The organism is Pseudomonas sp. NY8896, assembly GCF_039634505.1.
Genome location: NZ_CP132350.1, coordinates 2,075,023 through 2,101,228, shown reverse-complemented (window position 1 = coordinate 2,101,228; position 26,206 = coordinate 2,075,023). Strand labels below are relative to the sequence as shown.

The window sequence follows — 26,206 nt, the reverse complement described above, 5'->3', positions numbered from 1 at the left end:
GGGCTTGTTCAATCAGCGACTACCCAATCAATTGGTTTCCAGCTGATATGCCTTGCTCACGAACAACGCCGCAAACAGGCTCTTGCCTTCCTTGAACGTGTACTGCTCTTCGAACTTGCCTTCCTCGACCAGCTTCTGCCCAATGGCACATTCCGAATCGCTGTGGTTCTTGCCCTTGGCGCCGAAATCACTGCTCCACGACGACAAGCCAACTTCTTCGCAGAAAGCCGCGAACTTCGCCTTCGGTACACTCTGCTGGAAGTCGCTGTAAGCCTCTTTCAGCGGTTTGAAGCCGCTGTAGCTCACGCTGTAGTTCTCCACCTTCGCCTTGCGCGCAAAGCCACTTACCGCTTCGGCCAAAACGGCCTGGCCGGTGTACGGGCTGTATGCCCCGATCAACATGGCGCTCAAGGCACTCTTGAGCTGGGTTTCGACATCGTCCAGCTCCGGCAGCGACTGGAAGTCGGCCTTGCGTACGATCTCACCCACCTTGGAGCCATCGTTACGGTGGGTTACCACAAACGCCATCGAACCTTCACCATCACTGGAGCGCATGAGGGTGAAATCCAAGTCGACCGTGGTGCCAAAATCACCCGTGCTGCTGACCAGGAACGCGCCAGTAACCGGCTGGCGTACCGCCATGTTGGCACCCCAATCGAAGCTCGACTCAGTGGCCCGACCATTGGCGGCCAGCTCGGCGCGCGGCTGGATCTCGTCGCTGACATCAGCCACCAGCACCACTTCGGCGCCCTTGCTGGCAACGAAGGGGTTGGCCATCTGCATGCCCAGCAATTGGATGTGAAGGGTGCCGTCCTTGCTGTCGCCGTCATGGGCCAGTTTCAGCGTATCGGCTTTGAGGTATATGCCGGCGACATTGCGGCTGACATTGAGCTGGTACTTGGCCCAACCTGCCAAGCCCTCCTCCGGCGAACCACCGCGAGCCGATTCCATCAAGCTGGTCAGGCCGCGCATGAACTGCTGGGCGCCATTGGTCTGGGCCGCAGCGACGCGGATTTCGGGGTCGGCGACTGTCAGGTTGCCAGAGAACGCCGAATAGGAAATGTCGCCCTCAGACAGTACATCTTCAAGGAAATAGCGCTTCTTGAAGTCCTCGTAGTAGGCCAGCGCAGCCTTCTTGCCCGAGCTGGAGACCATCGCATAGCCACCACCGAGCACCAGCACCGCCGCGGCTACACCGCCAATCAGCAGCTGCTTCTTGTTCATCTGTTTGATCATGGTGTTTGCCTCACTGGACCATGGCGGAAGCGTTGTTCCAGTCGTTCACGTACTTTTGGGAGACCTCGGGGGTCCAGCTGAAATCGATACCGGCGTTGGGGAATTCCTTGGCCAGCACGGCGCCGAACGACACACGGTCGGCACAGTGGTCCTGCTGGCAGGCCTCGGGTTCACCTGCGCTGTAGGCACGGTAGGTGGGCACGGCGCGGCCATCGTCCAGCGGGTAGTACGGCGTGGCGTTGGCGACCTGGGTCACGTACCAGCCTTCGCTGTACTCCTCGTCCGCCACCAGGCGGCCCTTGCTCGGGAAGTCGAGGGTGTAGAAATCGCCCTTCTTGCCGGTAACGTGCACCATCATTGGCGCAACGCGGGCCGAGGTCGCAGGGTCTTGCTGCGCCAGCGGCGAAGCGAAACGCACCTTGATGCCAGCCATTTGCGCCAGCGCCTCGGTTTCGCGCCCCTTGAAGTCGCTCATGCCGTCTTGCAGCTGCTGGTAGCGTTCCAGCACTCGGGTGTGCACGCGGGCCAGCTCCTGTTGACGCTGACGTTCTTCACGCACACGCTGCTGCTCTCGTTGAACCGCCCAGTTGGCACCCTCGCGCACATCGAAGAACAGGCCTTGGCGGGTGATGCCGATGCGGTTGCGAGTGATCTTCTGCGCGTCGTTGCCCCACATGCTGTTCGTAATCGCCGAAATATCTTTGACGATGAACAGGTTGGCCACATCGGTGGTGGTCGGCGAGGTGGCCTTGATCAGGTCGAAGATTTCCAGGGCGGCTTCCTTGTACTTGGCCGCGTCCAGGGCGAACGACTCGTCAGGCGTTACGGCAACGTAGTACGGATCGCTGCTGAACGGGCGGAGCACGCCGTAGCTGGAACGGGTGAAGGTCAGGTACACCTTCATCTGCCGGCTGGGGATCTCGCCCACCAGGAACGCGGCCTGGTCAGCATCCGCCGTGAGGTAGGAAACGGCCTTGTCCTTCACTGCAGATTCGAGGTTCTTGTTGAAGATCAGCCCGCTGGGGTGAGCGTATACGCGGGTCCAGTTGTCGCCACGGTAGGTGCCAACGGCCTTCCAGCTGATTTTTTCGAAGCTGCCTTCACCAAAGCCGGAGGCCGGGCACGGCATCACCGGGGTAGTGCCGAACGACAGGGTGTCGCCGTCGCTGATGATCGAGGTGCTAAGCACCCATTTGCAGCCTGTGCCATCCGTTACCTGCATCAGGTTGCGGTTTTGCAGGACCACGGCGCGGCCGAAGTCCGAGGTTGGGGCAGCGGCTACCGCATCAGCAGGTGCTGGAACAGGCGGTGCGACTGGGGCTGCTACCGGGGTTTCGGCAACGGGGGCTGGCGCGGGTTCTGCAGCAACCACCGGGGCCGGGGCCACCTCTGCTTTTGCAGGCGCTGGTTCAACTACAGCAGGCGCCGGCGCAGCGGCAACGGCTGCCGGGGCTTCTGCTGGCGCAGGTACAGCGGGTGCAGCCGGGGCCAGGGCAGCAACGGCCGGAGCAGGTGCTGGTGCTGGTGCTGGTGCTGGTGCTGGTGCTGGTGCTGGTGCTGGTGCAGCTGATGCAGCGGCAGGCGCGACGGCCAGGGTCACCAGGCCCAGGTTGGTGGCATTGCCCGAACCGCTGGCGTAAAGGTTGCCCTTGGCGTCAACCGCCTTCCAGCTCACCTTGGCGGTCGCGCAGTCCTTGGCGAACACGAACGGCAGCTTGGTCAGCAGCCCCGACAGCAGCTCCTGCTTGTCCCAGGCCGGGCGGGTGATGGTCAGCTCAACCTCGGGTTTGCACCAGGTGGCGGCGTCCCCAGGTACTTCGACCTTGATGTTTTCTTTCTTCGAGAAGGCCAGCTCGTGGGCGAACGCCTGCGGTACCAGACCACAAGCGCCGACCACAGCCAGCGCGAGCGCGTGCTTTTTCATGGAGTTCCTCAGATCAGTTCCCAGGTGCCGTTGGCTTGTTTGCAGAAGGTGTTCTGCTCTTGCTCGGTCTGGCCGCTTTGCGATTTCAGGCTGACCGTGACCGGGCGGCAGGCGGCTTCGGCGGCGACCGTTTCGGTCGGCAGCGACTGCACCGAATCCAGGTCGAAGCCTTGGGTTTCCTTGCTGGCGGCAACGTCCAGCTCGTCCAGGTTCACCGCTGGCGTCACACGCTTGGCCACGGCCTGCGCCTTGGGCTCGACGTAGTTCTTGTGCACGTAACCCACGGTCACGCCCTTGCGCCCGACCAGGATCCAGTCACCGGTGGAGCCGACGGCGGTGAACTCGGTGTGGTTTTTCAGGCTGCCAACTTTCTCGCCACTCTGGTTGGGTGCGGCACGCACGTTCAGGTTGTCGCTGACGGTCACGTAGGGCTCGTTGATCAACTTCATCGACGGCACCGCCTGGATCTTCGGCGCGCGCTTGACCTCGACCTTCTTGGTCTGGGTGTATTCCTTGCCCGGCACGATCTGCGCGGTAGCACCCGAGTGGTCGGACTTCCAGGTAACTGGCTGGGCGCTGGCGGTAGCCTGCTGCTGGCTCAACACTTCCTGGGTGCGCAGCGCCAGGGCCTGCTGGTCCTTCTCGTCCAGCATGTGACCGATGCGGTTGCCCACGTAGGCACCAATGCCACCGGCGATCAGGGCTGCGGCGATCTTGCCGTTGCCACTGCCCATGGTCGAGCCGATGGCCACACCGGCCAGGCCACCAATCACGGTGCCCGCTTGCTCTTTGCTGATCCCGAGCTGTGCACAGGCCGTGGTAGAGGCGATGGCGACCGCCAGAAGGGACGCGACGAATTTCTTACGCAAGTGGAGCACTCCATTTTCGGTGGGGCGCACAGCCGCGTACCGCAGCCAGGATCTGGCGGCAGCATTCGACGTTGTGCGGTTTTATGAGTGAGCTGGCAGCACTGGACGCGGACGGCAATTTAGCCGTCGAACGAAGGGCGTAGAGGAAGACCAGTACGGCGCGAAGCATCCAACGAATCCATGTCAGGAAGAGGTCATCGCCCAGCGCGCGTAATCATTACGGCGTTTGGCCTGGGCGTGAGTGGCGTATTAGAGGCCCGCATTGTAGCGCAAGGTGCCGTTGACAGTTCAAGACAAAATGTTGCGAGAAACCGCTCTGTCTCGGCTTAGTCGACATAGTTGCAGGAGCGGCTCTGTTTCGCGAAAGGACCAAGGCACTGCTGAATGATGCTGAATTTGGAATGATGCAAAACAAGGCACAACGAAAAAGCCCCTGAAAGCTTTCGCTTTCAGGGGCTTCATCTTGTATGGCGGAGAGATAGGGATTTGAACCCTAGGTACTGTTGCCAGTACAACGGATTTCGAATCCGTCCCGTTCGACCACTCCGGCATCTCTCCAATGCCGCGCATCATACCAGCGTTCTTTTAAAACGCAAACCTTTTTTTAAAAAAAATCGCGTGGTATCAGGCGCTTGCGTGAACGCGCCGCTTACAGCGGCACGCCCAGGCGCTTGGCAACTTCTTCGTAGGCTTCGATCACGTCGCCCAGGCCCTGACGGAAGCGGTCTTTGTCCATCTTCTTGCGGGTTTCCTTGTCCCACAGGCGGCAGCCGTCCGGGCTGAACTCGTCGCCCAGCACGATTTGGCCGTGGAATACGCCGAACTCCAGCTTGAAGTCGACCAGCAGCAGGCCGGCGTCATCGAAGAGCTTGCTCAGCACTTCGTTGACCTTCAGCGACAGCTTTTTCATTTCGACCAACTGCTCGGCGGTGCCCCAGCCGAACGCAACAACGTGGGATTCGTTGATGAAGGGGTCGCCCTTCTCGTCGTTCTTCAGGAACAGTTCGAAGGTGGACGGCTCCAGCTTGATGCCCTCCTCCACGCCCAGACGCTTGACCAGGCTGCCGGCGGCGTAGTTGCGCACCACGCACTCGACCGGGATCATGTCCAGTTTCTTCACCAGGCACTCGTTGTCGCCCAGCAGCTTGTCGAACTGGGTCGGCACGCCGGCTTCTTCCAGTTTCTGCATGATGAAGGCGTTGAACTTGTTGTTCACCATGCCTTTGCGGTCGAGTTGTTCGATACGCTTGCCGTCGAACGCCGAAGTGTCGTTACGGAACAGCAGGATCAAGCGGTCGGCGTCGTCGGTCTTGAAAACCGATTTGGCCTTGCCGCGGTAGAGTTCGTCGCGTTTTTCCATGATTGGGCTCCGCTTGCTTGAGGTGTTGGGCTAGGCGATTTCGCGCCAGTCGAGCCCGTGTTCCTGATTCGCCACCTGGAGCCAGTCCGGGTCGCACCCGAGGGTATCGACGAAGCACTGGCGGGCCAAGTGTGGCAGGTTGTTCTTGCTGCTGAGGTGGGCCAGCACCAGGTGTTGCAGGTTGCTCCAGCCCAACTCGTGCACCAGGCGCGCGGCCTGGTGGTTGTTCAAATGCCCTTGCATGCCCCCTACCCGCTGCTTCAAAAAGGCCGGGTAGTGACCGCGCGCCAGCAGGTCGCGGCAGTGGTTGGCCTCGATCAGCAGTGCATCCAGGCCCTGGTAGCGCTCCAGCAGCAACGCGTCGTACGAGCCCAGGTCGGTAAGCATGCCGAAGCGTCGCTGGCCGTCACTGACCACGTATTGCAATGGCTCGTAGGCGTCGTGCTCGACCCGCGCCGCAGTCACTTCCAGGCTGCCGATGCGCAGGCTTTCGCCACAAGCGAGAAAACCGGCCACCTCCACCGGCTTGCGCATGCCGCGCAAGGTCCCTTGGCTGAGGTAGACCGGTACATTGTAGCGCCGTGACAGCAAGCCGACCCCATGCACATGATCAGCATGTTCGTGGGTGACCAGTACTGCACTGAGCTGGGCCGCCGACACACCGAGCAGCGCCAGGCGCCGCTCGGTTTCGCGTAGGGAAAAGCCGCAATCGACCAGGATGAACGTGTCACCACTGGCGATCAGCGTGCCGTTCCCTTGGCTACCGCTTCCGAGTACCGCGAAGCGCACTTAGCCCAGGTGGTCCTGAATGGCGCTCAGCACGCGGCGGGCGACATCGGCCGGAGCCACGGTGTTGATGTTTTTCTCGACCGTGACCTGCACGCTCTCACCCACCTTGCTCAGGCGAACCTGGTAGCGCTCGGCACGGGCTTCACGCTCTTCCTTGGTCGGCTCGCTGCCGAACATGCGGCTAAAGAAGCCAGGCTGGTTCTGCTTGTCGTCAGGCTTTTCGGACAGGTTGATGTAGTACAGGCCCAGGCTGCGGTTGATGTCTTCGACACGCCACTCGCCACCCTGTTCCAGGGCACGGCCCACGCCAGACCAGGCGCGGTCCAGGTCAGAGCCCAGGTACAGCACCGGGTTGCCGCTTCCGTCTTCGCTCAGGCTGACGCGGCTTGGCGCGTCGAAATCGCGCGCGGCCAGCAGCGACACCGAACCGCCTTTCTCGGCGCTGCGGTTCATGCTGGCAAGCATTTCGTCGACCAGCAAGGCATCGGCACCGGTGTTGCTGGACGAGGACGGGAACGCAGGGTCGGCCGTGCTGCCAGCCGGGCGCTCGACGCTGACCACGTACACTTCGGAGGTGTTGCGCTGCACGCCAGGCTCCATGCGCACACGTACGCGCACTTCGCTGTCACCGCTGCTGGCAGTGCTGGCCAGACGCTGGCCAAGCGATGCCGACAGTTCATCGAAACGCTGCCAGGTAGTGTTGAACTCACCCGTCTGTGGGCGTTCTTCGGCAATGCGGAAGCCGTTGTCCTCGAAGAACTGGCGCGCTACCGGCCACACTTCGGCTGGCGAATGCTGGGCCAGTACCCAACGGCTGCTGCCACTGCGTTGCAGGCTGTAGTCGGTGACCTGGGCGGCACCGCCGGTCAGCGGTTGCGGGCGCGGCACTTCGAACTCGCCAGCAACATTATCGTCGGCAACGTTACGCGGAATCGGCAGCAGCGGGTCAAGACGCTTGACGTTGCTGGCGTCCGGCGGCAGCTGCATGGGCGCGGTCGGGTGCGCCTGCAGGTAGTCGCTGCCACGGTCGCGGAAATAGCCATCCTCGCCCCACAGCCAACCACACCCACTGGTGCTGGAAATGATCAGGGCAAGGGCGGAAAGACCAGCCAGTCGCTTCATGCGGTGTACTTCCTCTTAAACCAGTACGCCGGACTGGCGCAAGGCAGTACGGACTTTTTCGTGGCAGCCTTCGCTCAGCCAGGTCAGTGGCAGGCGAATGCCTTTGTGCATCAGGCCCATTTCAACGAGCGCCCATTTCACCGGGATCGGGTTGGCTTCGCAGAACAGGTCTTTGTGCAGCGGCATGAGTTTTTCGTTGATTGCACGGGCCTTCTCGGCATTGCCCTCAAGGGCGGCCTCGCACAGGTCGGCCATTTCGCGCGGGGCGACGTTGGCGGTGACCGAAATGTTGCCCTTGCCGCCCATCAGGATCAGCTCGACGGCCGTCGGGTCGTCGCCGGACATGACGATGAAGTCCTTGCTGACGCCATCGAGGATGGCCTTGGCGCGAACCAGGTCGCCGGTGGCTTCCTTGATGCCGATGATGTTCGGCACGGTCGACAGGCGGATCACGGTCTCGGCCTGCATGTCGCAGGAGGTGCGGCCGGGTACGTTATAGAGGATCTGCGGAATGTCGACGGCTTCGGCAATGTGCTTGAAGTGCTGGTACAGGCCTTCTTGCGTCGGCTTGTTGTAGTACGGCACGACCAGCAGGCAGGCGTCAGCGCCGGCATTCTTGGCGTTCTGGGTCAGGTGCACGGCTTCGGCGGTGGAGTTGGCACCGGTGCCGGCGATGACCGGAATCGGCTTCTTGCTGTGCTTGACGCGCTCGACCACGTGCTTGATGACCAGGATGTGTTCTTCGACATCCAGCGTGGCGGACTCACCGGTGGTGCCGACAGCGACGATCGCATGGGTGCCGTTTTCCAGGTGGAAGTCTACAAGTTTGTCGAGGCTGCCCCAATCAAGACGCCCTTGTGCATCCATGGGTGTGACCAATGCCACCATACTGCCCGCAATCATGTAACTGCTCCTGCCGGAAAAAGAGAGCGGTAATGGTACTGGGGGCATCGGCCTTGCACAAGCGAAGCAGGCGGGCGGAGCATTCCCCTCGGCGCCTTATTTCGCTACCCTTGATCCTTTGATCGGTGCAGCGCGGCCCGCCGGGCCGTCGACCTTGCTCCCCGCCAGCGTCCAAGACCTCGCATGCGAGCCCCGGGCACTGCCGACAGGAGGCTTTTGCCCGTCCTGTGCCGACCGCTCATCGCTTTAGGAATGCTGCATGTCCACCCCCACCGTCCGCGAACAATTCCTTGTCATCAGTGCCTTGGGCCCAAACCCCATGGAGCTGGCCAACGTCCTCAGCCGCGCTGCCTTCGAAAACCGCTGCGCGGTGGTCACCTCGCGCCTGAGCCGCCACGGCGAGACCAGCGCCCTGGTGCTGCAGGTGGGCGGCAGCTGGGACGCCCTGGCGCGCCTGGAGTCCACCCTGCCAGGCCTGGGCAAGAAGCACGGCCTGACCCTGGACGTGGTGCGCAGCGCCGACCAGGAAGTGCGCCCACAGGCCCTGCCATACGTGGCCTACGTCAGCGCCGCCTACCGCCCGGACATCATCAATGAGCTGTGCCAGTTCTTCCTCGATCACCGCGTCGAGCTGGAAGCCATGACCTGCGACACCTACCTGGCGCCGCAAACCGGCAGCAGCATGCTCAACGCCCAGTTCACCGTGATTTTGCCGGCCGGCACGCAGATCAGCTGGCTGCGCGACCAGTTCCTGGACTTTGCCGATGCCCTGAACCTCGATGCGTTGATCGAGCCATGGCGTCCACAGAACCCAATGTAAGGAAACCGACCATGGCTGTAGCACTCGACCAACCCGTTGCCGACTTCCAGGCCCAGGCTACCAGCGGGCAAACCGTCAGCCTGGCCGAACTCAAGGGCCAGCAAGTGGTGGTGTACTTCTACCCCAAGGACAGCACCCCAGGCTGCACCACCGAGGGCCAGGGCTTTCGCGACCAGCATGACGCCTTTGCCGCAGCCAATACCGTGGTGTTCGGCGTATCGCGCGATGGCATCAAGTCGCACGAAAACTTCAAAGCCAAGCAAGGCTTCCCCTTCGAGCTGATCAGCGACAAGGACGAGGCCCTGTGCCAGCTGTTCGACGTGATCAAACTGAAGAAGCTGTACGGCAAGGAATACATGGGCGTAGATCGCAGCACCTTCCTGATCGACAAGGACGGTGTGCTGCGCCAGGAATGGCGTGGGGTGAAGGTGCCCGGGCATGTGGATGCCGTGTTGGCCGCTGCCCAAGCCTTGAACAAGGCTTGAAATTGAATGGGGCTGCATTGCAGCCCCATTCACATTCAAAGCATCGGTGACACACTCGGCTCATGTCGCGGCCAGGCATCCAGCACAGCCTTGATCAACGTCGCCAGCGGAATCGCGAAGAAGATCCCCCAGAACCCCCACAACCCGCCAAACAGCAATACCGCGCAAATGATCGCCACCGGGTGCAGGCTCACCGCCTCGGAGAACAGCAGCGGCACCAGCACGTTGCCATCCAGCGCCTGGATGATCGCGTACACCGTCATCAGGTAGATGAACTGGTCGCCCCAACCCCACTGGAACAGCGCGATCAGCGTTACCGGTACGGTCACCACCACCGCCCCCACGTAAGGCACCACCACCGACAGCCCCACCAGCAACGCCAGCAGCGCGGCGTAGTTGAGCCCCAGGCTGATGAAGGCGATATAGGTGGCGATGCCGCAGATCAGGATCTCGATACCCTTGCCGCGAATGTAGTTGGCAATCTGCCGGTTCATCTCGCTGCCCACCCGGTTAAGCAGCGCGCGCTGGCTGGGCAGGTAGCCGCTGACCCAGCGGCCGATCAGCTCGCGATCCTTGAGGAAGAAGAACACCAGGATCGGCACCAGCACCAGGTAGATCATGGCATTGACCAGCAGCGGCAGGCTGGACAGCGAAAAGGTCAGCGCCCATTGGCCAAACTTGCCGATTTCACCGCGTACCGATTCGATGGCATGCAGCACCTGCTCGTCCGACACCAGATGCGGGTAGCGCTCGGGCAACAGCAGCAACAGCGACTGCCACTTGCCGAGCATGCCCGGCAACTCGTTGAACAGGGTGATCAACTGGTGCCACAGCAGCGGCACCAGCACCAGCATGAATACCGCCAGCGCGCCCATGAACAGGGCGAACACCAGCATCACCGCCAGCCGCGTAGGGACTCGCACACGCTCCAGGGCGTTGACAAGCCCTTGCATCAGGAACGCCAGCACCATGCCGGCCAGCACCGGCGCGAGCATACCGCCCAGGGTCAGTACCGCAGTAAAAGCCAGGAACAACAGGACCGCCAGCACCACCGCTTCTTCATCGGAGAAGTAGCGCTGCATCCAGTCGCGAAGCACTTTGAACATTGACGATCCTTGGAAAAGACTCAGGCCTTGCGCAGCCAGTAAGTGTAGGTGCCGGCCTCGGCCGTTTCCTGCAGCAGGGTATGACCGGCCAACTGGGCGAAAGTGCGGAAGTCGCGCTGCGAGCCTGCGTCAGTGGCGATCACCTTGAGTACCGCACCGCTAGCCAGGCGGTTGAGCTCCATCTTTGCCTTCAACAGTGGCAAAGGGCAATTCAGCCCGCTGGCGTCCAGTTCGGCGTCACAGGTCAGGGTGTCACTCATCGCGGGGTCTCCAAAGGCGTTGCCAGACTGCTTGCTGACAGGGCCGGCTAGAATAGCGCCACTGGTCGCCAACGTGTGAGCCCGCTACAGTAGGTATCTTTGACCGACGCGAGCTTCATGCATGAATCTACTGCGCCCTACCCTGCTGACGCTGGCCTGCCTGATGGCCCTTCCCGGCCATGCTGACGACCTGCCATCACTGGGGGATGCCAGTTCCGCGATCGTTTCGCCGCAACAAGAGCACCAACTGGGCCGCGCCTGGCTGAGCCTGCTGCGCGGCCAGGTCAACCAGCTCAACGACCCACAGCTCAAGGACTACGTCGAAACCAGCGTGTACAAGCTGGCCGAGACCAGCCAGCTGCAGGACCGGCGCCTGGAGTTCATCCTCATCGACAGCCGCGAGCTCAACGCCTTCGCCGCGCCGGGTGGAATCGTCGGGGTCAACGGTGGACTGTTCCTCAACGCTCAGACCGAAGGGGAATACGCCTCGGTTCTGGCCCACGAACTGGCGCACTTGTCGCAACGCCACTTCGCCCGCGGCGTCGAAGCCCAGCAACGCATGCAATTGCCGATGATGGCTGCACTGCTGGCCGGCATCGTGCTGGCCGCCGGTGGCGCTGGCGATGCGGGTATCGGCATGATCGCCGGCACCCAGGCAGCGGCCATCCAGGAACAACGGCGCTTTTCGCGGCAGAACGAACAGGAAGCCGACCGCATCGGCATCCAGAACCTGGAAAAGGCCGGCTACGACCCGCGCAACATGCCGACCATGTTCGAGCGCCTGGCACGCCAGTATCGCTATGACGCCAAGCCGCCGGAGTTCTTGCTGACTCACCCGGTGACTGAATCGCGTATCGCCGACACCCGCAACCGCGCCGACCAGGCGCCCAAAGGCGGCATAGAAGACAGCATGCGCTACCAGCTGATTCGTGCTCGGGTGGCGCTGACCTACGAAGGCACCCCAGGGCTTGCCGCCAAGCGCTTTCGCGCCCAGTTGGACGAAGACCCGAAACTGGACGCCGCGCGCTACGGCCTGGCCCTGGCACAGATCAAGGGCGGCCAGCTGAACGAGGCGCGCGAGTTGCTCAAGCCGCTGCTGGCCAAGGCGCCGAACGACATCACCTACAACCTGGCACAGATCGACCTGGACATTACCAATAATCGCCTGGCCGATGCACAACAGCGGGCCGAGCGAATGCAGGGGCTGTACCCGGGCAACTACCCGCTGAAGCAAGTGCGTGCCGACCTGCTGGTAAAGCAGAACAAGCCTGCCGAGGCGGAGAAGGTGTTGAACGAGCTGGTCAAGAGCCGACCGGACGACCCGGATGTGTGGTACGACATGGCCGAAGTACGCGGTTTGTCGGGCAATACCATTGGTTTGCACCGGGCGCGGGCCGAGTACTTCACCTTGGTTGGGGACTTTGACCAGGCGATTCAGCAGCTGGACTACGCCAAGCGCCGGGCGGGCGGCAACTTCCCACTGGCCTCGCAGATCGATCAGCGCCAGCGCGAGATCATGGAGCAGCAGCGCATGGTTCGGGAAATGATGGGGCGCTGAGAATCCGGGGGCGCTTTGCGCCCCAGCATTTTCAGGCGTTACCAGACAGCTTCAGGCGTGCCGCCTGGGTAAAGTCCAGCATGCGGTTCAGCGGCTTGATCGCCTTGGGCACCAGCGCAGGGTCGACGAAAATCTCATCGCCGCCCTTGCGCAGGCAGTCCAGCACCCGCTCCAGGGTGTTCATCGCCATCCACGGGCAGTGCGCGCAGCTGCGGCATGCCGCGCCGTTGCCGGCGGTAGGCGCTTCGACGAACTCTTTATCCGGGCACAGCTGCTGCATCTTGTAGAAGATGCCGCGGTCGGTGGCGACGATGAAGGTCTTGTTCGGCAGCGTCTGAGCAGCCTTGATCAGTTGGCTGGTGGACCCGACCGCGTCGGCCAGCTCGATCACCGCTTCCGGCGACTCGGGGTGCACCAGGATCGCAGCATCCGGGTACAGCGCCTTCATGTCGGCCAACTGACGCGACTTGAACTCCTCGTGAACGATGCAGGCACCGTCCCACAGCAGCATGTCGGCACCGGTCTGCTTCTGGATGTAACGGCCCAGATGCTGGTCCGGCCCCCAGATGATGGTTTCGCCGTTGTCCATCAGGCTTTCGACGATTTCCAGCGCGCAGCTCGACGTCACCACCCAGTCGGCACGTGCTTTCACCGCAGCGGACGTGTTGGCGTAGACCACCACGGTGCGCTCAGGGTGCTGGTCGCAGAAAGCCGAGAATTCTTCTACCGGGCAGCCCAGGTCGAGCGAGCAGGTGGCCTCCAGGGTCGGCATCAGCACGCGCTTTTCGGGGGTGAGAATTTTCGCCGTCTCGCCCATGAAACGCACACCGGCCACGATCACGGTTTCGGCCGGGTGGTTCTTGCCAAAACGGGCCATTTCCAGCGAGTCGGACACGCAGCCGCCGGTTTCTTCGGCCAGCGCCTGGATAACCGGGTCGCAGTAATAATGGGCAACCAGCACGGCATTCTGGGCTTTGAGCTCGGCAGCGATGGCCGCACGGTATTCGGCCTCCTGCTCGGCTGTCAGCGGATTGGGCTGCTTGGCGTCGAGGTGGGCCTGAACCAACAGGCGTTCGGAAATCTGGGTCATGATCGCTGGACCTGCAGGCGCGCGTGCGCGTCAAATCGAGTGTATCACCCGGCCCTGGCAGATCGGCTAAGGGTGCCGGACGGCACACTGGCCGCCACGGCCCTCTGCGGGCGCGGATTATTATCGGAGGCCGAAGGCTACAGACAATCCAGCGATTTCTAAAGTGGTTTTTGTGTTGCCTGCACAGGCCTCTTCGCGGGCTCGCCCGCGAAGAGGCCTGTGCAGGTTCAATCGATCACTCCTGCGGCGACAATGCCGCCAGGTGTGCGGCCATGAGCATGGCGAATTCTTCCACAGTCATCTTCTTGCCGTTGAAATCGACCATGCCATCGGCATAGTGCAGGCTGCTCACCACATCGTTGCCTTCGACAGTCGCCATGCCGCTCTGCAGCGCCATCATGCCGACCATCTCCCCCGCCTGGCCCGACTGCATGGCAATCGCCTGGGCGTCGGTCTGGCCGTCCAGCAGTGCCTGCAGGGTCGCCAGGTCACCGATCATCGGCTTGGACAGCGACAGCTTGCTCTTAACCTCGGTGATCATCTGCTTGCTCAACTGGTCCGGCGGCAGGTCGAAGCTGGCCGGGGCGGTGAAGCCCATCGACAGATTGAAGCGGCTCTCGCCATTGGCCGTTTTGAACGACAGGTTTTCTACCGCGACCTTGGGCTTGGCAGCCAGGAGTTTCTGCAAGTCGCCCTGGAACCTGGCTTTTTCGGCGTCGTCCATCTGGATTTGCGGTACTGGCTGGCCGGCTGCGGAGGCGGCCTCGAATTCCGGCAAGTGTGCCTGGTACCACTTCGACAATGCCTGCAGCGCCGGGACGTTGACCGAGGAAGCGCTCACCGCCATCTGCGCCTTGCCTACCGCACGGCCATCCCAGGTGATGTCGCCGACCTTGTACTCCACGCGGCCACCCACGGTGTCCGGGCCATCGAGGCTTTGCACGGCGTTCTGCTCCAGGCCCTTGATCAACAGCACCTGCTGTTTCGGCCCCAGGGTCACCTTGGTTTCGGCCAGCGCCAGGTCGACGTTACCCACGTAGATGGCGTCGTGCTCAGTGGCGGCAAGGTTGCCACCAACCGTCAGGCCGTTGAGTTCGAATGTGGCAGGCGGCTGATCATCGCGCACAAGTTTCATCACGAAACGGTCGGCCTGCCCGTGGAATTTCGAAGCCTTGCCTTCCTTGTCGCCACTGGCTTCAAACTGCATACCCGAGAAATCGAGGCTATTGCCATCTGCTTCGTCGAGCTTGATCGGTGCCAGTCGGACCTGGCTGACCACATTGCCGTCGTATCCCAGGCTCGTCTGTGCACTGACCGGGGCCTGCTCGCCTGCGGCGGCAAACCACGGCGCGGTGGCATCGTCCTTTTGCAAGGTGCTGTTGCTAACTGCCAGTACAGGCATCAGCTTGAGCGCCTTCACCCGCGACCAGGGGAACGGGCCGTGCTCGATCTGATCGGTCACACCTACGTCGAAATTGATCACCTCGCCCTCACCCACGTTGATGTCGCGGGCCTTGAGCCGGTATTGGGCGGTACTGCTGAAGAAATGCTGCTCCAGCGACACCCGCTCGATGCTCATGCTGCCGCCGGTGCTGACCAGGGCCTTCTTGAGGTCGGCGTTGCTGCGGGCAAGGGCGTTGTCCAGCTCGGCAGGCAGCTGCTTGCCGGTGTACCAGGCGCCAGCAGTGGTTGCGACGGCAATGGCGATCGCCAGGCCGGAAAGGATGCCAACTGATTTCTTCATGAATAGAACCGATTGCTGTCCGTAAGGGTTTCGATGGCGACCAGAGGCCACGCAGAAAGCGAAGAGTACCACTGCGGTAGAAGTCGAGGGCCGGCCCGGATCGAGAAAAACCATTTCCGGAAGCATCTGAGCACTCTGCCAGAAGGGCAACATTCGTTAATTTTTACGAACATTCAAATTGATCAAAACCGCAAAAAACCGCGCAAAAACCGAACAAACACCCTTAAAAATCGATAAATATTTCAATTCAGTAACATCTTGTCATGTTTAACTTGACACCCACCTACCCATCGTTTTTTATTTTCACCACTTTGCGCGTCCCCCCCGCGCCTTCCGCCGCTCCAACATAAAAGGTGAACAATATGGAGCCCACCCGCTCGCCCCTGCCGCATGCGCAATACACCGTGCCCGCCGTTTACGCCCAGCACCAGGAGCCATGCCAGCATGCAGCCTGACCACCGCGCTACCGGCAACGGCCAACTCCGCAAAACCCTGCGCCTCTGGCACGTGATCATCATCGGCCTGGCCTACCTGACCCCGATGACCGTGTTCGACACCTTCGGCATCGTCAGCGGGATTACTGCCGGCCACGTACCCAGCGCCTACATTCTGGCACTGGCCGGGATCCTGTTCACCGCCGTGAGCTACGGCACCCTGGTCAAGCGCTTCCCGCAGTCGGGCTCGGCCTACACCTACACCCAAAAGGCGATCAACCCGCACGTGGGCTTCCTGGTCGGCTGGTCGTCGTTGCTGGACTACCTGCTGTTGCCGATGGTCAACGCGCTGCTGGCCAAACTGTACCTTTCAGCGATGTTCCCGGAAGTGCCGGAGTGGATGTGGGTAGCAGGCTTCGTCACCCTGATCAGCCTGATCAACATGCGCAGCGTCAACCTGGTGGCGCACTTCAACCTGCTGTTCGTGGGCGTGCAGGTGGCGATCATTGCCGTATTCATCTACCTGTGCGTACGCGGCCTGGACCACGGTGAAGGGCTGGGTACCGCCTGGAGCCTGATGCCGTTCGCCGACAGCCAGACCCAATTCAGCGCCCTGGCCGCCGGTGCGACCATCCTGTGCTTCTCGTTCCTGGGCTTTGACGCGGTCACCTGCCTGTCCGAAGAAACCCGCGACCCGGCCAAGACCATCCCCCGTGCGATCTTCCTCACCGCACTGATCGGCGGCGTGGTGTTCATCACCGTTTCTTACTTCATCCAGGCCTACTTCCCGACCATGGCTCGCTTCCACGACCAGGAAGCGGCCCTGCCGGAAATCGCCCTGTACGTCGGCGGCAAGCTGTTCCAGTCGATTTTCATCGCCTGCACCGTGATCAACACCATCGCCTCGGGCCTGGCCTCGCAAACCAGCGTGTCGCGCCTGCTGTACGTGATGGGCCGCGACAACGTCATCCCGGCCAGCGTCTTCGCCCGCCTGCATTCACGCTACAAGACGCCAGTGCTGAACATTGCCGTAGTGGGGATCATTTCCCTGTCGGCGATCTTCTTCGACCTGGTGACCGCCACCTCGATCATCAACTTCGGCGCCCTGGTCGCGTTCAGCTTCGTCAACCTGTCGGTGATCAACCACTGCTACCTGCGCGAAGGCAACCGCAAGGGGCTGGCCAACCAGCTGAAGTACCTGGTGCTGCCCACCATCGGCTTCTGCATCATCGTCTCGCTGTGGCTGGACCTGAATGCGCACTCACTGATGTTTGGCGGCATCTGGGCCGCGCTTGGCCTGATCTACCTTGGCTGGCTGACCAAAGCCTTCCGCGCGGCACCGCCCAACTACATCGCCGAATGAACCATGCTGCTGACAACGCCCGCGCCTGATCGCGGGCGTTGTACTTGATCGAAAAGGAAAGCCCTCATGCCGCTGCGTCGCCTCTCCATCCAATGGAAGATCACCTTGCTTGCCGGCCTGTGTCTGCTGGCCATCGTCGCCTTGCTGGTGGCCACCTCGCTGACCCAGGCGCAACGCAGCGCGGCCTTGGTCAACCAGGCCAACACCGCCATGCTCGACAGCAGCGCCCGCCTGCGCCTGCAGGCCCATGCGCAAACCCAGGCCCTGCGAATACAGCGCTACTTCATGGACGCCTACCAATACGGCAATGGCTTTGCCCGCCTGGTACAGGTACTGAAGGCCCGAGGCGGCAGCGACCTGCGCGCCGAACTGACCCGCCAGGCGCGTGCCAGCCTGGCCGGCAACCCGGATGTGATCGGCCTGTACTTGGTATTCCAGCCCGATGCCCTGGACCAGCAAGACAGCCAGTACCTTGGCCAGGACGCCATGGGCAGCAATGAGCGCGGACGCTTTTCGCTTTACTGGTCGCAACCAACCCCCGGCACCCTGGAACTGGAAGCCATGCCGGAAACGATGCTTGGCGATACCAGTATCGGCAGCAACGGCGCAGCGAAAAACCGCTGGCTGACCTGCCCGCAGGACACCGGCAGAACCTGCATGCTCGAACCGTACCTCGACGAGGTCAACGGCCGCCAAGTACTGATGACCAGCATCGCCTTGCCGCTGCTGGAGCACGGCAAGGTGGTCGGCGTGGTCGGCCTGGACATCGGCCTGGCCAACCTGCAGCAACTGAGCGTGGACGGCCGCCGCGAGCTGTTCGATGGCCAGGGCCAAGTGAGTATCGCCAGCGCCGCCGGCCTGCTGGCCGGTAACAGCCGCGACGACACGACGCTCGGCAAACCCATGGACAACGCAGTAGCCGATGGCCTGCTGCGCGTGGCCCACCCTTTCACACCAATCCCTGACGCAGCCCCATGGCAAGTGTTGCTGGAGCTGCCGGAAAGCGTGCTGCAGGCCCCTGCCGCCGCACTCAACCAGCGCCTGGACGCGCACAACCAACGCGCCAACCTCACCAGCCTGCTGATCGGCCTGGGCGCAGCCGTGGTCGGCTTGCTGCTGGTGTGGCTGACCGCACGCGGCGTTACTCGGCCAATCCTGGCCGTGGCCGCACGCCTGGAAGACATCGCCAGCGGCGAAGGCGACCTGACCCGTCGCCTGGACTACGCCCGCCAGGACGAGCTGGGCCAGCTCACCGGCTGGTTCAACCGCTTCCTCGACAAGCTGCAGCCAGTCATCGCCCAAGTCAAAGGCTCACTGCAGGAGGCCCGCGGCACCGCCGACCAGTCGGCCGCCATCGCCAGCCAGACCAGCAACGGCATGCAGCAACAGCATCGCGAAATCGAACAGGTGGCCACGGCGGCCAACGAAATGAGCGCCACTGCCCTGGATGTCGCCCATAACGCCTCGCAGGCGGCCCAGGCCGCACGCGCCGCCGACCAGGCCAGCCAGGAAGGCCTGCAACTGATCGACAGCACGCGTCAAGGCATCGATCGACTGGCCGCCGGCATGAACACAGCCATGGACGAAGCGCGTGCGCTGGAAGGCCGCAGCGGGCAGATCGGCTCGGTGCTGGAGGTGATCCGTACCATTGCCGAGCAGACCAACCTGCTGGCACTGAATGCCGCCATCGAAGCGGCTCGTGCCGGCGAAGCCGGGCGTGGCTTCGCCGTGGTCGCCGACGAGGTGCGCGGCCTGGCTCAACGCACGCAGGTGTCGGTGGAGGAAATTCGCCAGGTCATCGAAGGCCTGCAGCAAGGCACGCAGGATGTCGTCGGTGCCATGCATGAAGGCCAGCGCCAGGCCCAGGACAGCGCCGCGCGCATGGAGCAGGCGCTGCCGGCACTGCAGCGAATTGGCGAGGCGGTGGCGGTCATCAGCGACATGAACTTGCAAATTGCCTCGGCGGCTGAGGAGCAGAGCGCGGTGGCCGAGGAAGTGAACCGCAACGTGGCCGGCATCCGTGATGTGACAGAATCACTGGCTGGCCAGGCTGACGAATCGGCGCGCATCAGCCAGGCGCTGAACCGGCTTGCCAATCAGCAGCAGGCGCTGATGGAGCAATTTCGCGTCTAGCCTGTAGGGTTTCTTGGCGGGTTTGCCCGCCAGCCAGCCCTTACAGGCGCCACAGCACTATCGTTTTTACTGAGCACAACTCATGCAAACCGCAACCAGATCCACCTTTTTTGACATCACCAGCGAACAGGGCCTGTTACGCACCTCGATTGCCGTCACCCTGTTCATCGCCACCATCGGCATCGCTTTCGGCCTGGCCTCCGGCTCGTTCTCCATCGTGTTCGACGGCGTGTACTCGCTGGTCGACGCCAGCATGAGTGGCCTGTCGCTGGTGGTGGTCAAGCTGATCACTTCGCACACCACCAGCGTGCAAATGTCGCGCAAGCTGCGCGAGCGCTTCACCATGGGCTTCTGGCACCTGGAACCGATGGTGCTGGCACTCAACGGCATCCTGCTCAGCGGCGTAGCCATCTACGCACTGATCAACGCCGTCAGCAGCCTGCTGCAAGGCGGCCGTCATCTGGAGTTCGGCATTGCCATGGTCTACGCGGTGTTGACGGTGATCACCTGCGTGACCATCGCCGTCGTCGAGGCGCGCGCCAACCGCAAGCTGCAATCGGACTTCGTGCGCATGGACGTCAAGGGCTGGGTGATGTCGGCCAGCATCACCGCCGCCCTGCTGATCGCCTTCTGCTTTGGCTACGCGGTGCAGGGCACCTCGCTGGAATGGGTGTCGCCGTACATCGACCCGGCGGTGCTGGCGCTGGTGTGCCTGGTGATCGTACCGCTGCCCTTGTCGGTGGTGCGCCAGGCGCTATCGGAAATTTTTCTGGTCACCCCCGGCGACCTCAAGCTGCATGTAGATGAAGTGGCCAAGGCCTTCGTCGCCCGCCACGGGCTGCAGTCTTACCGCGCCTATGTCGCCAAGGTCGGGCGCTCGCGGGAAATCGAGCTGTATTTCATCGTGCCAAAAGGCATGGCTGCGAAGACCATCGAAGAATGGGATGCGTGGCGCAACGAGATTGGCGATGCGGTAGGTGGCGAAGGGCCTGACCGTTGGATTACGGTGGTGTTTACCGGGGACCCGGAATGGGCTGAGTAAGCCAGCTGAACAAGGCCTGTGAAAACGAAAAAGCCCGCGACCATTACTGGTAGCGGGCTTTGACGTATTGCGTGTGGTGGGTCGTGTAGGATTCGAACCTACGACCAATTGGTTAAAAGCCAACTGCTCTACCAACTGAGCTAACGACCCATTTGATGGCGCGTATAATACTGATTTCTAACGAGAAATCAACACCCTATCAAAAAACCTTTGAAAAATACCGCGTTGGGTCTTCGACACCGGCGGCCTTGAAGCCGTCGGCGCGCAGGCGGCAGCTGTCGCATTTGCCACAGGCACGGCCGTCATCATCGGCCTGGTAGCAGGAAACGGTCAGGCTGTAATCCACACCGCGGGCCATACCGGCCTGCACGATCTGCGCCTTGCTCATGTTCTGCAGCGGCGCCTGGATGCGGAAACCCTGCCCCTCTACACCGGCTTTGGTCGCCAGGTTTGCCATGCGCTCGAAGGCTTCGACGAACTCGGGGCGGCAATCCGGGTAGCCGGAGTAATCCACGGCATTGACGCCAATGAAAATATCACGCGCCTCCAACACTTCGGCCCAGCCCAGGGCAAGCGAAAGGAACACGGTGTTGCGCGCTGGCACATAAGTGACCGGGATACCCTCACTTGGGGCTTCCGGCACATCGATGTTGCTGTCGGTCAACGCCGAACCGCCAATGCCGTCAAGGTTCAGCCCGATCACCTTGTGCTCCACCACTCCCAGGTCACGGGCCACGCGGGCAGCGGCATTCAACTCGGCACGATGGCGCTGGCCGTAATCGAAGCTCATGGTGTAGCAGCTGTAGCCTTCGGCCTTGGCCATGGCAACTACGGTGGCCGAGTCCAGGCCCCCGGACAACAGGATTACTGCGCGTTTATCGGTCATGTGTAGGTGCTCCTCAATCAACGTCCGGGTTCGTCGTTCCACAGCAGCTTGTGCAGCTGCAGCTGGAAGCGTACGGGCAGGTTGTCGGCAACGATCCAGTCCGCCAGGTCGCTGGCTTTCACCTGGTGGTGGCTCGGCGAGAACAACACCTCACCCGCACGCTCGGAAAGGTTGTACTGGATCAGCTTGGAAACCGCCCAGTCGTAGTCCTCGCGGGAACAGATGACGAACTTGACCTGGTCGTTACGGGTCAGCTGCTCGATGTTCTCGTAGCGGTTACGGTGCGATTCTTCGGAACCTGGGGTTTTCAGGTCGACCACACGGCTGACGCGGGTGTCGGTACCGGTAATGTCCAACGCACCGCTGGTTTCCAGCGACACTTCGTACCCGGCATCACACAGCCGCTGCAGTAACGGCAGGGCGTTGGGCTGGGCCAATGGCTCACCACCGGTGACACAGACGTAGCGCGGTTTGAAACCGGCCACCTGCTCAAGGATCGAATCGAGGGTGCGAAGGGTACCGCCACTGAAGGCATAGGCACTGTCGCAGTACTGGCAGCGCAGGGGGCAACCTGTGAGGCGCACGAATACGGTGGGCAACCCAGCCGTTCGCGTTTCACCCTGCAAAGAGTAAAAGACTTCGGTGATGCGTAATGTGTCTTGCATGCTCGCCACGGGCGTGACAGCTAAACAGGCTGCCCGCCTCCTCAGGCACTGTTACGGACTCGACATAGCGTTATCCGCAGCAGCGTGTTTACGAAAAAAGGGCAGTGATTCTAACGAAAAAACCCGCGACTGGCGCGGGTTTCTTTCGAGCGGTGCAACTACGACACTCAGAGCTTCTGCAGGTCACGCTGAGCCAGTTGCGCGGCCGAGGTGCCGGGGTACTGGGTAATAACCTGCTGCAGGATGCCCTTGACCTTGTCGGTATGCCCCATACGGCGCTCGACATCGGCCAGTTTGTACAGCGAATCGGGCACCTTGCTGTGCTTCGGATACTTCTGACTTACCTGAGCGAAGGCCTGGCTTGCGCCTGGCAGGTCACCCTTGGCCAGGTTCACTTCACCCAACCAGTACTGCGCGTTGCCGGCGTACTGGCTGTTTGGGTACTTGCGCAGGAATGCGTTGAACGCCTGGCTGGCCTTGTCGAAGTCTTTCTGTTTGATCAAGTCGAAAGCAGCATCGTAGTAAAGCTTTTCTTTCGCCGGATCACCGGGCTCGCTACTGGCGGCCGGTTGTTGCGCAGCAGCACCTGCTGCTGCATCCGGGGCGGCATTGGACGCACCACCACCGGTGGAATTGTCAGGGGTTGCGGCAGGCGCAGCGCCACTGTTGATGCGACGGTCCAGGTCCTGGTAACGCTCCAGGTTTTCCTGCTTCATGCGCGACACATCGTTTTGCAGCTCTTCGATGATGCCTTGCTGGCGGGAAAGCTGATCCTGCATCTGTTGCAGCTGCATGAACAGCTGGCCCTGTGCAGAGGCAGGGGCCGAAGCCCCTGACCCGGCATAGGCGCCGCTCGTGCCATAACCCGCAGGCGGATAGCTGCCTGCGTTGTCATCTACTACAGGGACCTCAGCCCAGGCCGCGAGCGGCAGGCTGAGTGCGAGGACGGTTACTACACGGCGGCACATACGCATAAGAACTTACTTACGCAGTTCTACGCGACGGTTCTGAGCCCAGGACTGCTCGTCGTTGCCGGTGGCAACTGGACGCTCTTCGCCGTAGGAAACCAGTTCCAGCTGAGCAGGGGAAACGCCCTGCAGAACCAGGTAGCGCTGAACGGCTTTCGCACGACGCTCACCCAGAGCCATGTTGTACTCGCGGGTGCCGCGCTCGTCGGTGTTGCCTTCCAGAACAACGCGGTTGCCGTTGGACTTCAGGTCCTTGGCGTGAACGTCCAGAGCGCGCATGGCTTCTGGCTTCAGGTCCGAGCTGTCGTATTCGAAGTAGAAGGTGGTGATTGCGCGCAGGGCGGCTTCTTCGCTCAGGGAACCGTCAACAGCGCCAGTGTTGGCACCGTAGCCAGCGTTAGGATCTACAGCAGCGCCTTCGCCTGCGTTATCACCGCCCTTCGAGGAGCAACCTACAGCTACAGCCATGGCCAGAGCCAGCGCAGCAAATTTACCAAACTTCAGCATTTCCATCGTGAAACTCCTAATGAAACCCCAGTGTGTTAAGCAAAACGTATTACGCCGCAATCAGTTCAGGTAAGGGGACCAGGACGGTTCTCTGACTTCGCCTTGAGCGGTAGGAAGTGGGAGCCTCACGCGGCCATTAAGCGACACGAGCATCAAGACTCCCCGGCCCTGCTGGCGGGTGGCGTAGATTAGCATGGTGCCGTTTGGCGCGACAGTGGGAGACTCATCAAGACTTGTTTCAGACAGAATCTTTACACTTCCGCGCTGCAAGTCCTGTGCCGCCACTTTGAAGTTGGTAAAGCCCTGTTGGCGATGGATCATCACCAGGGTCTTTTCGTCTGCCGAAAGTTTCGGGTTGGCGTTGTAGTTACCCACGAACGTTACACGCTCGGCACCGCCACCACTGACCGACTGTTTATAGATCTGCGGTTTGCCGCCACGGTCGGAAGTGAAGTAAAGGGTGTTGCCATCCTTACCCCAGAACGGCTCGGTATTGATACCTGGGCCGGCAGTCACACGGCTGATCTGGCGCGAAGCCACATTCATCACGTAGATGTCCGGGTTGCCGTCCTTGGACAGCACGAACGCCAGGCGCGAACCGTCCGGCGACCAGGCTGGCGCGCCGTTCAGGCCTTCGAAGTTGGTCACCTGCTCGCGGCGACCGGTATCGATGTTCTGAATGAAGATACGCGGGCGCTTCTGCTCGAACGAAACGTAGGCGATACGCTTGCCATCCGGCGCAAAGCGCGGCGACAGGATTGGTTCACGCGACTGCAGCAGGGTTACCGCACGCGCACCGTCGTAGTCCGAACGCTGCAGGGTGTAACGGGTGTTGTTGGTGGAGAAGCGCTCGGCCGTCACGTACAGCATGCGGGTAGAGAACGCCCCCTTGATGCCGGTGAGCTTCTCGAACGACTGGTCGGCAATGTAGTGCGCCATGTCGCGCAGCTGGTCGGTGCTGCCCGCCACGCTACCGGTCAGCACTTGCTGCTCGGTGGCGACGTTGAACAGCGCGTACTGCACCTGCAGGCGACCGCCCGACGGCACGATGCTGCCGACCATCACGTACTGGGCACCCAGCGCTTTCCAGTCACGGAAGATCACTTCGCTGGCCTGCGACGGCTGGCTGATCATGTTCTGCCGCGGAATCGGCGAGTAGTAACCAGAGTTGCGCAGGTCGTTGCCGATGATGTCGGCGATGTCTTCGGGCAGCACGCTGCCGCCCTGCAGGCCGAACGGCACTACCGCGATGGGTGTAGCCCGGTCACTGCCACTGGTGACCAGGATGTTCTTTTCCTCTGCCACCGCCATGCCTGCCACGCAGCACAGCATGACCAGCAGTCCTCTCAGACGTTTAATCACAACGCTAGATCCTCAGGTGTAAATGTCATCTTGAACGAACGATATTGGTTGAAATCGCTCGGCTTCATACCCTGCATCTCGGTCAAACGACCAATGTTCTTCACCGCAGCCACCGCCGAACTGTCATACGGGCCGTCACCACTGGAACGGGCCACGCTGACACTGGTGATGGTACCGTCCGGCAACATGTTGATCTGCAGGACCACCGTCATGCCCTTGCGCGCGGAAGGCGGACGCGCCCAGCCCTCGGCCGCGCGCATGCGGATCAGGTCGTCGAAGTCGCCGGCCACCTGGTCACCCTGCTCGTCGGCCAGCGCCTGCTGCCGCTCGGTGGTGTCGGACAACAGCTCGGCCAGGGCCTGGGCTTTCTTGTCTTCTGCCGCCTTGCGGGCCGCTTCCTGTGCCTTCTTTTTCTGGGCGTCTGCAGCGGCCTTTTTCTTGGCCTCTTCAGCTGCCTTCTTCTTAGCGTCCTCGGCCGCCGCCTTCTTCTTGGCGTCCTCGGCTGCTTTCTTCTTGGCCTCCTCGGCTGCCTTTTTCTTGGCGTCCTCGGCGGCTTGTTTCTTCGCCTCTTCAGCGGCCTCTTTCTTGGCCTCTTCTTCGGCTTTTTTCTTGGCTTCGTCCTCGGCCTTCTTCTTGGCGATGTCGGCCTGCTGCTTCTCGGCAGCCTTCTTCGCCTCGTCGGCCTTCTTGGCTTCGGCAGCTTTCTTGGCTTCGGCAGCCTTGGCGGCTTCTGCGGCCTTGGCAGCGTCTTCGGCTTTTTTCGCCTCGGCGGCTTCGCGGGCCTCCTCGGCCTTTTGAGCAGCGTCGGCTTTCTTTTGTTCCGCAGCCTTCACTGCTTCCTGCTCGACCTTCTTCTGCTCCAACTGCTCGACTTCGGTCTGGCGCGAAGCGGTTTTCTTCGCTTCCCCGGCAATCTTCTGATTGGTCTGGGTGGTCGCCTGGCTCTTGGACTTGAGCTGGTACAGGGTAGCCTGAACGATCGGCTTGGAAGGCGGCAGCTCAGGCGTCATGGCAAAACTGACGAACAGCAGGGCGAACACCAGCACATGCAGGCCGATGGCCCAGACACTGGGCCAGAAGTAGCTTTCCGAGGCGGATGGCTCTCGCTGTTGCATCAGGGCGCCTCGGTAATCAGGCCAACGTTACCGACACCGGCCTTCTGCAACCCGCCCATGGCACCCATGACCGCGCCATAGTCGACAGCCTTGTCGCCACGAATGAACACCTGGGTTTGCTTGCCCTGGTCACGGCCGGCAGCAATGATCTTGGTCACTGCATTGGTCATGTCAGGCAAGGTCATGGCCTTGTCCATCTGCTTGTCGGTATCGACTTCGCTGCCAAGGTTCCAGTAGTAGGTTTTATCGGCCTTGATGGAGATGGTGAGGATCTGGACGTTGTTGTCCTGCGGCAAGGCTTCGCTGGAAACCTTGGGCAGGTCGACCTTCACGCCCTGGTTGAGCATGGGCGCCGTCACCATGAAGATGACCAGCAGCACCAGCATCACGTCGATGTAGGGCACCACGTTCATCTCGGCGACGGGCTTGCGTTTGTGGCGAACTCGGGCCATGGGCTTCTACCTG

The 26,206-nt window shown here is 61.8% G+C and carries 24 protein-coding genes and 2 tRNA genes; 6 read left to right on the top strand and 20 right to left on the bottom strand.

Annotated elements, in window-relative coordinates; all coding sequences use genetic code 11:
* Positions 1–27: 27 nt before the first annotated feature.
* From Q9451_RS09445 to dapA, 8 genes are all read right to left on the bottom strand, one after another.
* Positions 28–1,236: a hypothetical protein gene (locus Q9451_RS09445; protein WP_345960908.1), complete on the bottom strand. Its 1,209-nt coding sequence runs from the start codon at positions 1,234–1,236 to the stop codon at positions 28–30.
* A gap of 10 nt (positions 1,237–1,246) precedes the next feature.
* Positions 1,247–3,160, bottom strand: a complete 1,914-nt coding sequence (locus Q9451_RS09440) for a hypothetical protein (RefSeq protein WP_012273716.1) — start codon at positions 3,158–3,160, stop codon at positions 1,247–1,249.
* 8 nt (positions 3,161–3,168) lie between these two features.
* On the bottom strand, positions 3,169–4,029 hold the full coding sequence (locus tag Q9451_RS09435; protein ID WP_012273717.1) for an SH3 domain-containing protein: 861 nt from the start codon (positions 4,027–4,029) through the stop codon (positions 3,169–3,171).
* A 468-nt stretch (positions 4,030–4,497) separates the two neighbouring features.
* Positions 4,498–4,587: transfer RNA gene (locus Q9451_RS09430), tRNA-Ser, on the bottom strand.
* A 91-nt stretch (positions 4,588–4,678) separates the two neighbouring features.
* Entirely contained in the window at positions 4,679–5,389 is a 711-nt protein-coding gene (gene purC / locus Q9451_RS09425; protein WP_012273747.1) for a phosphoribosylaminoimidazolesuccinocarboxamide synthase, read from the bottom strand.
* A 30-nt stretch (positions 5,390–5,419) separates the two neighbouring features.
* Entirely contained in the window at positions 5,420–6,178 is a 759-nt protein-coding gene (locus tag Q9451_RS09420) for an MBL fold metallo-hydrolase (protein WP_012273748.1), read from the bottom strand.
* Positions 6,179–7,300: an outer membrane protein assembly factor BamC gene (gene bamC / locus Q9451_RS09415; protein WP_012273749.1), complete on the bottom strand. Its 1,122-nt coding sequence runs from the start codon at positions 7,298–7,300 to the stop codon at positions 6,179–6,181.
* A 15-nt stretch (positions 7,301–7,315) separates the two neighbouring features.
* Entirely contained in the window at positions 7,316–8,203 is an 888-nt protein-coding gene (dapA, locus tag Q9451_RS09410) for a 4-hydroxy-tetrahydrodipicolinate synthase (protein ID WP_012273750.1), read from the bottom strand.
* A gap of 259 nt (positions 8,204–8,462) precedes the next feature.
* On the opposite strand from dapA, the gene Q9451_RS09405 reads away from it, so the two are divergent.
* Positions 8,463–9,023, top strand: coding sequence for a glycine cleavage system protein R (locus tag Q9451_RS09405; protein ID WP_003254741.1), 561 nt, complete (start codon positions 8,463–8,465; stop codon positions 9,021–9,023).
* 11 nt (positions 9,024–9,034) lie between these two features.
* Positions 9,035–9,508 carry a peroxiredoxin gene (locus tag Q9451_RS09400; protein ID WP_003254742.1) on the top strand — a complete coding sequence of 158 codons (474 nt, stop codon included), beginning with the start codon at positions 9,035–9,037 and terminating at the stop codon, positions 9,506–9,508.
* Between the two features lie 35 nt (positions 9,509–9,543).
* On the opposite strand, the gene Q9451_RS09395 is transcribed toward Q9451_RS09400, so the two are convergent.
* Both Q9451_RS09395 and Q9451_RS09390 read right to left on the bottom strand, forming a co-directional pair.
* The gene (locus Q9451_RS09395; RefSeq protein ID WP_012273751.1) at positions 9,544–10,614 is read right to left on the bottom strand and encodes an AI-2E family transporter; all 1,071 of its coding nucleotides are present in this window, start codon (positions 10,612–10,614) and stop codon (positions 9,544–9,546) included.
* A gap of 20 nt (positions 10,615–10,634) precedes the next feature.
* Complete coding sequence (locus Q9451_RS09390; RefSeq protein WP_012273752.1) at positions 10,635–10,874, bottom strand: sulfurtransferase TusA family protein; 240 nt, start codon at positions 10,872–10,874, stop codon at positions 10,635–10,637.
* Positions 10,875–10,995: 121 nt separating this feature from the next.
* Here Q9451_RS09390 and Q9451_RS09385 point away from each other — a divergent pair, with 121 nt between their 5' ends.
* Positions 10,996–12,432: a M48 family metalloprotease gene (locus Q9451_RS09385; RefSeq protein ID WP_012273753.1), complete on the top strand. Its 1,437-nt coding sequence runs from the start codon at positions 10,996–10,998 to the stop codon at positions 12,430–12,432.
* A gap of 31 nt (positions 12,433–12,463) precedes the next feature.
* Here the strand turns inward: Q9451_RS09385 and nadA are convergent, their stop codons facing one another.
* Both nadA and Q9451_RS09375 read right to left on the bottom strand, forming a co-directional pair.
* Positions 12,464–13,522: a quinolinate synthase NadA gene (gene nadA, locus Q9451_RS09380; RefSeq protein WP_012273754.1), complete on the bottom strand. Its 1,059-nt coding sequence runs from the start codon at positions 13,520–13,522 to the stop codon at positions 12,464–12,466.
* Positions 13,523–13,757: 235 nt separating this feature from the next.
* The gene (locus tag Q9451_RS09375; RefSeq protein ID WP_012273755.1) at positions 13,758–15,266 is read right to left on the bottom strand and encodes a YdgA family protein; all 1,509 of its coding nucleotides are present in this window, start codon (positions 15,264–15,266) and stop codon (positions 13,758–13,760) included.
* Positions 15,267–15,710: 444 nt separating this feature from the next.
* Between Q9451_RS09375 and Q9451_RS09370 the strand changes: the two genes are divergently transcribed.
* From Q9451_RS09370 to Q9451_RS09360, 3 genes are all read left to right on the top strand, one after another.
* The gene (locus Q9451_RS09370; RefSeq protein WP_012273756.1) at positions 15,711–17,063 is read left to right on the top strand and encodes an APC family permease; all 1,353 of its coding nucleotides are present in this window, start codon (positions 15,711–15,713) and stop codon (positions 17,061–17,063) included.
* Between the two features lie 66 nt (positions 17,064–17,129).
* Complete coding sequence (gene mcpU / locus Q9451_RS09365; protein ID WP_012273757.1) at positions 17,130–19,196, top strand: methyl-accepting chemotaxis protein McpU; 2,067 nt, start codon at positions 17,130–17,132, stop codon at positions 19,194–19,196.
* A gap of 82 nt (positions 19,197–19,278) precedes the next feature.
* Positions 19,279–20,238, top strand: a complete 960-nt coding sequence (locus Q9451_RS09360; protein ID WP_012273758.1) for a cation transporter — start codon at positions 19,279–19,281, stop codon at positions 20,236–20,238.
* 74 nt (positions 20,239–20,312) lie between these two features.
* Here the strand turns inward: Q9451_RS09360 and Q9451_RS09355 are convergent.
* The 8 genes from Q9451_RS09355 to tolR all read right to left on the bottom strand — a co-directional run bounded on the left by Q9451_RS09355 (position 20,313) and on the right by tolR (position 26,193).
* Positions 20,313–20,388, bottom strand: a tRNA-Lys gene (locus Q9451_RS09355).
* Between the two features lie 49 nt (positions 20,389–20,437).
* Positions 20,438–21,124 (bottom strand): 7-cyano-7-deazaguanine synthase QueC, encoded by a 687-nt coding sequence (gene queC / locus Q9451_RS09350; RefSeq protein ID WP_012273759.1) that lies wholly within the window; start codon positions 21,122–21,124, stop codon positions 20,438–20,440.
* Between the two features lie 17 nt (positions 21,125–21,141).
* Positions 21,142–21,789 carry a 7-carboxy-7-deazaguanine synthase QueE gene (queE, locus tag Q9451_RS09345; protein WP_012273760.1) on the bottom strand — a complete coding sequence of 216 codons (648 nt, stop codon included), beginning with the start codon at positions 21,787–21,789 and terminating at the stop codon, positions 21,142–21,144.
* A 167-nt stretch (positions 21,790–21,956) separates the two neighbouring features.
* A complete protein-coding gene (gene ybgF / locus Q9451_RS09340; protein WP_012273761.1) occupies positions 21,957–22,763 on the bottom strand; it encodes a tol-pal system protein YbgF in 807 nt (268 codons plus the stop codon).
* A gap of 6 nt (positions 22,764–22,769) precedes the next feature.
* Entirely contained in the window at positions 22,770–23,270 is a 501-nt protein-coding gene (gene pal / locus Q9451_RS09335; protein ID WP_012273762.1) for a peptidoglycan-associated lipoprotein Pal, read from the bottom strand.
* A gap of 54 nt (positions 23,271–23,324) precedes the next feature.
* A complete protein-coding gene (tolB, locus tag Q9451_RS09330; RefSeq protein ID WP_012273763.1) occupies positions 23,325–24,596 on the bottom strand; it encodes a Tol-Pal system beta propeller repeat protein TolB in 1,272 nt (423 codons plus the stop codon).
* Between the two features lie 26 nt (positions 24,597–24,622).
* The gene (gene tolA, locus Q9451_RS09325) at positions 24,623–25,741 is read right to left on the bottom strand and encodes a cell envelope integrity protein TolA (protein ID WP_012273764.1); all 1,119 of its coding nucleotides are present in this window, start codon (positions 25,739–25,741) and stop codon (positions 24,623–24,625) included.
* A complete protein-coding gene (tolR, locus tag Q9451_RS09320) occupies positions 25,741–26,193 on the bottom strand; it encodes a protein TolR (protein WP_012273765.1) in 453 nt (150 codons plus the stop codon). Before tolR ends, tolA begins: the two co-directional genes overlap by 1 nt.
* Between the last annotated feature and the right edge of the window lie 13 nt (positions 26,194–26,206).

Excerpts from the sequence above, each read along its gene's own strand:
- Q9451_RS09445 (WP_345960908.1), bottom strand. The coding sequence starts at position 1,236 with ATGATCAAACAGATGAACAAGAAGCAGCTGCTGATTGGCGGTGTAGCC.
- Q9451_RS09440 (WP_012273716.1), bottom strand. The coding sequence starts at position 3,160 with ATGAAAAAGCACGCGCTCGCGCTGGCTGTGGTCGGCGCTTGTGGTCTG.
- purC (WP_012273747.1), bottom strand. The coding sequence starts at position 5,389 with ATGGAAAAACGCGACGAACTCTACCGCGGCAAGGCCAAATCGGTTTTC.
- bamC (WP_012273749.1), bottom strand. The coding sequence starts at position 7,300 with ATGAAGCGACTGGCTGGTCTTTCCGCCCTTGCCCTGATCATTTCCAGC.
- dapA (WP_012273750.1), bottom strand. The coding sequence starts at position 8,203 with ATGATTGCGGGCAGTATGGTGGCATTGGTCACACCCATGGATGCACAA.
- Q9451_RS09405 (WP_003254741.1), top strand. The coding sequence starts at position 8,463 with ATGTCCACCCCCACCGTCCGCGAACAATTCCTTGTCATCAGTGCCTTG.
- Q9451_RS09400 (WP_003254742.1), top strand. The coding sequence starts at position 9,035 with ATGGCTGTAGCACTCGACCAACCCGTTGCCGACTTCCAGGCCCAGGCT.
- Q9451_RS09395 (WP_012273751.1), bottom strand. The coding sequence starts at position 10,614 with ATGTTCAAAGTGCTTCGCGACTGGATGCAGCGCTACTTCTCCGATGAA.
- Q9451_RS09390 (WP_012273752.1), bottom strand. The coding sequence starts at position 10,874 with ATGAGTGACACCCTGACCTGTGACGCCGAACTGGACGCCAGCGGGCTG.
- Q9451_RS09385 (WP_012273753.1), top strand. The coding sequence starts at position 10,996 with ATGAATCTACTGCGCCCTACCCTGCTGACGCTGGCCTGCCTGATGGCC.
- nadA (WP_012273754.1), bottom strand. The coding sequence starts at position 13,522 with ATGACCCAGATTTCCGAACGCCTGTTGGTTCAGGCCCACCTCGACGCC.
- Q9451_RS09375 (WP_012273755.1), bottom strand. The coding sequence starts at position 15,266 with ATGAAGAAATCAGTTGGCATCCTTTCCGGCCTGGCGATCGCCATTGCC.
- Q9451_RS09370 (WP_012273756.1), top strand. The coding sequence starts at position 15,711 with ATGCAGCCTGACCACCGCGCTACCGGCAACGGCCAACTCCGCAAAACC.
- mcpU (WP_012273757.1), top strand. The coding sequence starts at position 17,130 with ATGCCGCTGCGTCGCCTCTCCATCCAATGGAAGATCACCTTGCTTGCC.
- Q9451_RS09360 (WP_012273758.1), top strand. The coding sequence starts at position 19,279 with ATGCAAACCGCAACCAGATCCACCTTTTTTGACATCACCAGCGAACAG.
- queC (WP_012273759.1), bottom strand. The coding sequence starts at position 21,124 with ATGACCGATAAACGCGCAGTAATCCTGTTGTCCGGGGGCCTGGACTCG.
- queE (WP_012273760.1), bottom strand. The coding sequence starts at position 21,789 with ATGCAAGACACATTACGCATCACCGAAGTCTTTTACTCTTTGCAGGGT.
- ybgF (WP_012273761.1), bottom strand. The coding sequence starts at position 22,763 with ATGCGTATGTGCCGCCGTGTAGTAACCGTCCTCGCACTCAGCCTGCCG.
- pal (WP_012273762.1), bottom strand. The coding sequence starts at position 23,270 with ATGGAAATGCTGAAGTTTGGTAAATTTGCTGCGCTGGCTCTGGCCATG.
- tolB (WP_012273763.1), bottom strand. The coding sequence starts at position 24,596 with ATGCTGTGCTGCGTGGCAGGCATGGCGGTGGCAGAGGAAAAGAACATC.
- tolA (WP_012273764.1), bottom strand. The coding sequence starts at position 25,741 with ATGCAACAGCGAGAGCCATCCGCCTCGGAAAGCTACTTCTGGCCCAGT.
- tolR (WP_012273765.1), bottom strand. The coding sequence starts at position 26,193 with ATGGCCCGAGTTCGCCACAAACGCAAGCCCGTCGCCGAGATGAACGTG.